Annotated in this window: 8 protein-coding genes; 1 reads left to right on the forward strand and 7 read right to left on the reverse strand. The window is 61.0% G+C overall.

Going from position 1 to position 8,020, the window contains the following annotated elements; translation table 11 throughout:
• The 7 genes from purU to AC1D1Z_RS31095 all read right to left on the reverse strand — a co-directional run.
• The coding region (gene purU / locus AC1D1Z_RS31065) for a formyltetrahydrofolate deformylase (protein ID WP_477852685.1) at positions 1-760 on the reverse strand (760 nt) is incomplete at its 3' end.
• Positions 761-855: 95 nt separating this feature from the next.
• Positions 856-2,163, reverse strand: a complete 1,308-nt coding sequence (gene glnT, locus AC1D1Z_RS31070; protein ID WP_018482199.1) for a type III glutamate--ammonia ligase — start codon at positions 2,161-2,163, stop codon at positions 856-858.
• An 80-nt stretch (positions 2,164-2,243) separates the two neighbouring features.
• On the reverse strand, positions 2,244-3,572 hold the full coding sequence (locus AC1D1Z_RS31075) for an FMN-binding glutamate synthase family protein (RefSeq protein WP_477852687.1): 1,329 nt from the start codon (positions 3,570-3,572) through the stop codon (positions 2,244-2,246).
• 14 nt (positions 3,573-3,586) lie between these two features.
• Positions 3,587-4,273, reverse strand: a complete 687-nt coding sequence (locus tag AC1D1Z_RS31080) for a GltB/FmdC/FwdC-like GXGXG domain-containing protein (RefSeq protein ID WP_003548139.1) — start codon at positions 4,271-4,273, stop codon at positions 3,587-3,589.
• 38 nt (positions 4,274-4,311) lie between these two features.
• Positions 4,312-5,220 carry a class II glutamine amidotransferase gene (locus AC1D1Z_RS31085; RefSeq protein WP_018246143.1) on the reverse strand — a complete coding sequence of 303 codons (909 nt, stop codon included), beginning with the start codon at positions 5,218-5,220 and terminating at the stop codon, positions 4,312-4,314.
• An 88-nt stretch (positions 5,221-5,308) separates the two neighbouring features.
• On the reverse strand, positions 5,309-5,992 hold the full coding sequence (locus tag AC1D1Z_RS31090; RefSeq protein ID WP_018246144.1) for a helix-turn-helix domain-containing protein: 684 nt from the start codon (positions 5,990-5,992) through the stop codon (positions 5,309-5,311).
• Positions 5,993-6,071: 79 nt separating this feature from the next.
• Positions 6,072-7,031, reverse strand: a complete 960-nt coding sequence (locus AC1D1Z_RS31095) for a GlxA family transcriptional regulator (protein WP_018448681.1) — start codon at positions 7,029-7,031, stop codon at positions 6,072-6,074.
• Positions 7,032-7,118: 87 nt separating this feature from the next.
• Here AC1D1Z_RS31095 and AC1D1Z_RS31100 point away from each other — a divergent pair.
• The coding region (locus AC1D1Z_RS31100) for a sarcosine oxidase subunit beta family protein (protein ID WP_477852690.1) at positions 7,119-8,020 on the forward strand (902 nt) is incomplete at its 3' end.

Consider the following 8,020-nt stretch of genomic DNA (forward strand, 5'->3'; position numbering starts at 1 on the left):
CGTCGCGGCCGATCGAGACATAGTCGTCGGGCGACTGCGCATGGGTAATGCGCGCCGTGTCCTGCTCGATGATCGGGCCTTCGTCGAGATCGGCGGTGACGTAGTGCGCCGTCGCCCCGATCAGCTTCACGCCGCGGCCGTAGGCCTGCTTGTAAGGATTGGCGCCCTTGAAGCTCGGTAGAAAGGAATGGTGGATGTTGATGATCCGGCCGGACATCTTCTGGCACATCTCGTCCGACAGGATCTGCATGTAGCGGGCCAGTACGATCAACTCCGTGCCGGTCTGCTCGGCCACCTCCATGATACGGGCCTCGGCCTGCACCTTGTTGGCCTTGGTGACGGGAATATGGTGGAAGGGGATGTCGTGGTTGACCACGACCTTCTGGTAATCGAAATGGTTGGAGACGACGCCGACGATATCGATCGGCAGTGCGCCGATCTTCCAGCGATAAAGCAGGTCGTTGAGGCAATGGCCGAAGCGCGACACCATCAACAGCACCTTCATGCGCTTCTCGCTGTCGTGAAAATCATAATCCATTTCGAAGGGCGCTGCGACGGCAGCAAAGCCGGCGTCGATATCAGCACCCGAAAGCCCCTCTTCCGAAATGAAGCTGACGCGCATGAAGAACTTGCCGGTATCGAGATCGTCGAACTGCGAGCTGTCGATGATGTTGCAGCCCTTGTCGGCCAGATAGCTCGAAATCGCCGCGACGATGCCGCGTGTCGATTTGCAGGATACGGTGAGTACGAAGTTCTTCATGCTGTCACTTTCTTCGCCATATCAAGTGCAGAAGGTCCGATCACGCCGGAGCTTGTTCGCCCTGGCGCGTCAGGTCATTGGGGGCATCCAACCACTCAGATGTCGAGCGTGCTGTCGCGTTCCCACTGGGTGAAATGCGAGCAATAGGCATTCCATTCCTGATGCTTGAGCTTGAGATAGGCGGCGGAAAACTCAGCCCCGATCGCCTCCTTCAAGCCTTCGTCGGCATCATAGGCACGTAGCGCGTCGAGCAGGTTGAGCGGCAGGCGCGGCGCGTCCTTCACCAGATGCCCCTCGGCATACATGTCGATATCGTAGTGCCGGCCGGGATCGGCCTGGCTGCGGATGCCGTCGAGGCCGGCGGCGATGATGATCGCCTGCAGCAGGTACGGGTTGACCGCACCGTCCGGCAGGCGCAATTCGAAACGTCCCGGTCCCGGCACGCGCACCATGTGGGTGCGGTTATTGCCCGTCCAGGTGACGGTGTTCGGCGACCAGGTCGCGCCCGATGTCGTGCGCGGCGCGTTGATGCGCTTGTAGGAATTGACCGTCGGATTGGTGATCGCGGCAAGCGCGGAGGCGTGTTTCATGATGCCGCCGAGAAAGGTTTTCCCCTGAGCGGAAAGCCCAAAGGCCATTTCCTTGTCCGCGAAGGCGTTTACCTTGCCATCGATGTCCCAGACCGAGATGTGGGCATGGCACCCGTTTCCGGTCAGGCCTTTGAAGGGCTTCGGCATGAAGGTGGCGCGAAGGCCGTGCTTTTCGGCGACCGACTTGACCATAAACTTGAAGAAGGAGTGCTTGTCTGCCGTCTGAAGAGCGTCGTCATATTCCCAGTTCATCTCGAACTGGCCATTCGCGTCCTCGTGGTCGTTCTGATAGGGCTTCCAGCCGAGCTCGAGCATGTAGTCGCAAATCTCGGCGATGACATCATACCGACGCATCACGGCCTGCTGGTCGTAGCAAGGCTTCTCGGCTGTATCGAACTGGTCTGAAATCACCGAGCCGTCAGAAGAGATGAGAAAGAACTCGGGCTCCACGCCGGTTTTCACCCGGAGCCCTTCTTTCGCAGCTTCAGCGACCAGTCTTTTCAGCAGCACACGTGGCGCCTGTTCGACAGGCTGATCGTCCATGACGCAGTCGGCGGCAACCCATGCGACATCTTTCTTCCAGGGTAGTTGGATGACCGAGGAAGCATCGGGAACCGCGAACAGGTCGGGATGGGCAGGCGTCAAATCGAGCCAGGTCGCGAAGCCCGCGAAGCCGGCGCCATCTTTCTGCATATCGGCGATGGCTTCCGCGGGGACCAGCTTGGCGCGTTGGCCGCCGAACAGATCGGTATAGCTGATCATGAAATATTTGATGCCTTTGTCTCTGGCAAAAGCAGCAAGGTCCAGTGTCATTCTCGTTCCCCTTTGGATTTCTTGGAGACACTTTGGTTATGGATGCGAGACGGCCGGGACGTTTGCCCGGCCGGTAGAAATCAGTAGCCTCCCTTGCCGGGATACCAGTTCGTGCCGGCGAGCGGGATCTGGGCCATGGCGGCGGCCTCCATCGTCAGGGCGCAAAGATCTTCCGGTTCCAGGTTGTGCAGGTGGTTCTTGCCGCAGGCGCGCGCAATGGTCTGGGCTTCCAGCGTCATAACCTTCAGATAGTTGGCGAGACGGCGGCCGGCGGCGATTGGATCAAGCCGCTTCATCAGTTCCGGGTCCTGCGTCGTGATGCCAGCCGGATCTTTGCCTTCGTGCCAGTCGTCATAGGCGCCGGCCGTCGTGCCGAGCTTTTGGTATTCTTCTTCCCAGTGCGGATCGTTGTCGCCGATCGCAACGAGCGCCGCCGTGCCGATGGCAACGGCATCGGCACCCAGCGCCAGTGCTTTGGCCAYRTCGGCGCCCGAACGAATGCCGCCCGAGATGATCAATTGCACCTTGCGATGCATGCCGAGATCCTGCAGCGCCTGGACCGCGGGGCGGATGCAGGCGAGCGTCGGCATGCCGACATTCTCGATGAAGACATCCTGCGTCGCGGCGGTTCCGCCCTGCATGCCATCGAGCACCACGACGTCTGCCCCGGCCTTCACGGCCAGCGCTGTGTCGTAATAGGGACGCGCGCCGCCGACCTTCACATAGATCGGCTTTTCCCAGTCGGTGATCTCGCGCAGTTCCAGGATCTTGATTTCGAGGTCGTCCGGGCCAGTCCAATCCGGATGGCGGCAGGCCGAGCGCTGGTCGATGCCCTTCGGCAGGTTGCGCATGTTGGCGACGCGATCGGAGATCTTCTGGCCGAGCAGCATGCCGCCGCCGCCGGGCTTTGCGCCTTGACCGACAACCACTTCGATCGCATCGGCGCGACGCAGGTCCTTGGGGTTCATGCCGTATCGCGACGGCAGATACTGGTAGACCAACGTCTGTGAATGGCCGCGCTCTTCATCGGTCATCCCGCCGTCGCCTGTGGTGGTGGAGGTTCCGGCAATCGTCGCGCCGCGTCCGAGCGCTTCCTTGGCATTGCCTGACAGGGCGCCGAAGCTCATGCCGGCAATGGTGATCGGCGTCTTCAGGTGAATGGGCTTTTTGGCAAAGCGCGCGCCGAGGACGACCGACGTGTCGCACTTCTCGCGGTAGCCTTCGAGCGGATAGCGCGAGATCGATGCGCCGAGAAACAGCAAGTCATCGAAATGCGGAACCTTCCGTTTGGTGCCGGCGCCACGGATGTCGTAAATTCCAGTCGCCGCAGCACGGCGGATTTCCGCCAGCGTGTAATCGTCGAAGGTCGCGGACTTGCGCGGCGGGGTATAGGGGTTGTGATAGCTCATGATGGTCCCTCGCCTTAATATGCGTCAGCGTTGTCGATATTGAAATTGTAAAGCTTGCGGGCGGAGCCGTAACGCTTGAATTCCTCGGGCCTCACTTCGGTCACGCCCGCCTTTTCGAGAAGTTCGGCCAGCTTGGTCAGATGCTCGGGACGCAGCTCCTTTTCGATGCAATCGGCACCCAGGCTCTTGACCGAACCGCGCACGAAGAGCTTCGCCTCGTAGAGCGAATCCCCAAGCGCATCGCCGGCATCGCCGAGCACCACGAGGTGGCCGGACTGGCCCATGAAGGCGGACATGTGGCCGATATTGCCATGAACGACAATGTCGATGCCCTTCATCGAGATGCCGCAGCGTGACGCCGCATTGCCCTTGATGACAAGGAGGCCGCCGCGGCCGGTTGCGCCGGCATACTGGCTGGCATCGCCCTCGATGACGACTGTTCCAGACATCATGTTTTCCGCAACACCCGGACCTGCCGAACCGTGAACGGTGACGGTCCCGCCGTCGTTCATGCCGGCGCAATAATAGCCGACGGACCCCTTCACGTCGACCGTGACCGGCGCATCGATGCCGACGGCAACCGAATGGCTGCCGCGCGGATTGACGACTTCGAAGGAAAGATCGTTCGATCCGTTCTGGATGTTGTGCAGGGCGCTGTTGAGTTCGCGTAACGGCGTAGTGGCAAGATCAATGACAGGCATGTTTCAATAACCCTTGGAGAATGCGCATGAGGTGCCGGTCAAGCGACCTTCTGGTGATCCCAGAAATAGACGGTTGCAGGCTCCGGCTCCCAGACCCGGGCATTCTCGATGCCGGGCAGATTGACGAGCGCCCGGTATTCCGAACCGAATGCGACATACTGGTCCGTTTCGGCCATGACGGCGGGCTTGCAGGCAATCGCGTCGCGCACGACGCCGAAGCCGGACTTCGTTCCGACGACGAAGGTGAAGAAGCCGTCGAGGTCATCCACCGCGCCTTCCAGCGCCTGGCCGAGATTCTTGCCCTTGGCCATCTCTGCCGTCAGATAGGCGGCGGCGACCTCGGTGTCGTTTTCCGTTTCGAAGGTCATGCCTTCGCGCTTCAGCTCGCGGCGCAGATTGTTGTGGTTCGAGAGCGAGCCATTATGCACCAGGCATTGGTCGGAGCCGGTGGAAAAAGGATGGGCGCCGAGCGTCGTGACGGCCGATTCCGTCGCCATGCGGGTATGGCCGATGCCGTGGGTGCCGGCCATTGAATTGACCGCGAAGCGGGAGACGACATCCTTCGGCAGGCCGGTTTCCTTATAGATCTCGATGGCGTCGCCGCTGCTCATGATGCGAACGTTCGGACGCAGTTCCGCAACGGCTGCCTTGCCCGCGTCGAGCAGATCCTTCGCAAGCGTGATGACGGCATGCGTGCTCTTCACCTGGATGGCGACCGGTGCGCCAACCGCCTGGCCGAGTTCGGCCTCGAGGCCGGCGAAATCCTTCTTCGGATTGGCCGACTGGATGGTGATCTTGGCATTGTTGCCGCTGGCGTCGCCATAGATCGCGATACCGGCACTGTCCGGCCCCCGATCCGTCATCGTCACCAGCATGGACGACAGGAGCGCGCCGAGCTCCGGTTCGAGACTTTTATCCTTGAGGAAGAGACCCACAATTCCGCACATGACCAGACCTCCATTCGTGTTGAGAAAGGACTAGCAGGTCTGTTTTGGTATTTCAACTCGGAAGAAAGATTTTTTCTTTTAAGGCAAGTCAGCCTTTCGAGCTTCGCTGAGGATAGGTGATGATCGAAAGGTACTTGCTAGGCAGTTTCACCAGCTGCTCCGGCCCATGCGGTGCATCGGCATCGAAGAACAGGCTGTCGCCCGGCTCCATCTGGAAAAGCTGGTCGCCATGGCGGTAAACGACCACGCCTTCCAGCATGTAGAGAAATTCCATGCCCTCGTGCTGAAAGGTCGGGAAGGTGTCGGAATCGGCCGTCAATGTGATGAGGTAAGGCTCGACGATGACGCCGCTGGTATTGTTGTCGATATGGCCGAGCAGATTATATTGATGGCCGGCGCGCGTGCCGCGCCGTTCGAGCTCGATGCCCTGCCCCGCCTTGACGAAGACGGCATTGCGCGGTTCCTCATAGCGGCGAAAAAAGGCAGTCAGCGGTACGCCGAGCGCCCGCGACAGCGATTGCAGCGTCGTCAACGACGGCGAGATGTTGCCGTTCTCGATCTTCGACAGCATGCCTAGCGAAATGCCGGTGGCGGCCGCCAGATCGGTGACCGTGATGCCGAGTTTCTTGCGGTAGGCGCGCACCTCATGGCCGATCGCCATTTCGAGGTTGTTTTCCTTCGGCTCGCGAACGGCGTGCGGGTCCTGGGAAAAGGGAGCGCGTCCGCTAGGCGCCTGTTCCGGTTGCTCTGCCGCTTTACGGTTGGATTTCATGGGTTTTCCACTGCCGCCTTTTCTTTTGTCCAAGACAACCCTATCGTCATAGTGAAAATTTCTCAACCGTGAAGAAAACCTATTCCCGCCGCGCTTCGCGCGGAGCGATGCCGTAGAGGGCACGGAACATCCGGGAAAAATGGCTCAGACTGGAAAAACCGGTAGCCACCGCGATTTCCGAGACGGAAAGCGGGCTCTGTTTCAGCAGACGATGGGCATGCTGCAGCCTGATCCTGCGGTATTGATCGAGGAAGGTGGTATTGAGCTGGGCCGCAAAGAGCCGGTCGAGATGGCGGGTGGTGACGCCGGCGATGCGCGCCATGGCGGCACGCTCGAGCGGCATCTCGATCGTCTCCTCCATCCGCTCGAGAACGCTGAGCAGACCGGGATGATAAACGCCATAACGCTCCGCCAGCGAGGCGCGCTGGGGTGCGGCGGGTTCGTTGACCTCTGTATGAAGATACCAGTCGCTGACGCGGCGGGCGAAATCCGGCCCCATGCGCTCGGCGATCAGCACATGCATCATGTCGAGCGGTGCGATGCCGCCGCCGCAGGTAATCCGGTTGCCGTCGATCATGAAGCGCGCCTGGCGCGGCGTGAGGTCCGGGAAGGCTTCGAGAAGGGCTGCGGCATGCTCCCAGTGGATGGTGAAATCGCGGCCGCCAAGCAGACCGGCAGCGGCCATCAGATAGGGGCCGCCCGAGATGCCGCCGATCCTCACACCTTCGCGCGACAGCTGCCGCAAGCAGGCAAGTACGCCGGGATACCGCCAGTCGCGGGGCAACCCGCCGGCGCAGACGAAGGCCGTTCCGAGCCCCGCGCCCCTGACGGGCAGAGGTTCGGCGGGGACGCTGACGCCCGAGGAGGAAAGCGCCGGGGCGCCATCGGGCGAGAAGATCTGCAGCCGATAGATCTCACGTCCGGCCAAGAGATTTGCCGCCCGCAGCGGCTCGGTCGCCGAGGCATAGGACATCAGCGCAAATCCCGGAATAAGGATGAAGCCGATCGTCTGGGCATTTCTACTATCAAGTGAGGACATGTCTCTTTCTTAGCGATTAATGTCCCTATTGTGCAAGTCAGCGCTCCTCTTTCTGGCATCATGGACTTGTTCTTTCCGGGGTGACCCATGCGCTATTCCGCTCTTTCGATTTTCCTGAACGGCCTTCGCGGCAACAAAAGCTGGGCGCCTGCCTGGCGCGACCCGGCACCAAAGCCGCATTACGACGTCATCATCGTCGGTGGCGGCGGCCATGGTCTTGCCACCGCCTATTATCTTGCCAAGGAATTCGGCGTCACCAATGTCGCCGTCCTCGAAAAGGGCTATCTCGGCTCMGGCAAYATCGGCMGSAACACGACGATCATCCGCTCSAACTATCTGCTGCCSGSCAAYAAYCCCTTCTACGARCTGTCGATGAAGCTYTGGGAAGGRCTGGAGCAGGACTTCAACTTCAACGCCATGGTCTCGCAGCGCGGCGTGCTCAACCTCTTCCATTCCGACGCCCAGCGCGACGCCTATACGCGCCGCGGCAACGCCATGCGGCTGCACGGCGTCGACGCCGAGCTTCTCGACAGGCAGGCGGTGCGCCAGAAATTACCCTTCCTCGATTTCGACAATGCCCGTTTCCCCATTATGGGCGGCCTGTTCCACCCGCGCGGCGGCACGGTGCGCCACGATGCGGTCGCCTGGGGTTATGCGCGCGGCGCCGATCAGCGTGGCGTCGACATCATCAGCCAGTGCGAGGTGACCGGCATCCGCAGCGAAAACGGCCAGGTGACCGGCGTCGAGACCAGCAAGGGCTTCATCGGCTGCGGCAAGCTGGCGCTTGCGGCAGCCGGCAACTCCACCGTCGTCGCCGACATGGCCGGCCTGCGGCTGCCGATTGAAAGCCATGTGCTGCAGGCCTTCGTTTCCGAAGGGCTGAAGCCGTTCATCGACACGGTCGTTACCTTCGGCGCCGGGCATTTTTACGTGTCCCAGTCGGACAAGGGCGGCCTCGTTTTCGGCGGCGATATCGACGGCTACAATTC

The organism is Rhizobium sp. P1_E1 (assembly GCF_056406015.1).

What these genes read in the sequence shown, in the direction of transcription:
- glnT (WP_018482199.1), bottom strand. Translation starts at nt 2,163, where the DNA reads ATGACACTGGACCTTGCTGCTTTTGCCAGAGACAAAGGCATCAAATAT.
- AC1D1Z_RS31080 (WP_003548139.1), bottom strand. Translation starts at nt 4,273, where the DNA reads ATGCCTGTCATTGATCTTGCCACTACGCCGTTACGCGAACTCAACAGC.
- AC1D1Z_RS31085 (WP_018246143.1), bottom strand. Translation starts at nt 5,220, where the DNA reads ATGTGCGGAATTGTGGGTCTCTTCCTCAAGGATAAAAGTCTCGAACCG.
- AC1D1Z_RS31090 (WP_018246144.1), bottom strand. Translation starts at nt 5,992, where the DNA reads ATGAAATCCAACCGTAAAGCGGCAGAGCAACCGGAACAGGCGCCTAGC.
- AC1D1Z_RS31095 (WP_018448681.1), bottom strand. Translation starts at nt 7,031, where the DNA reads ATGTCCTCACTTGATAGTAGAAATGCCCAGACGATCGGCTTCATCCTT.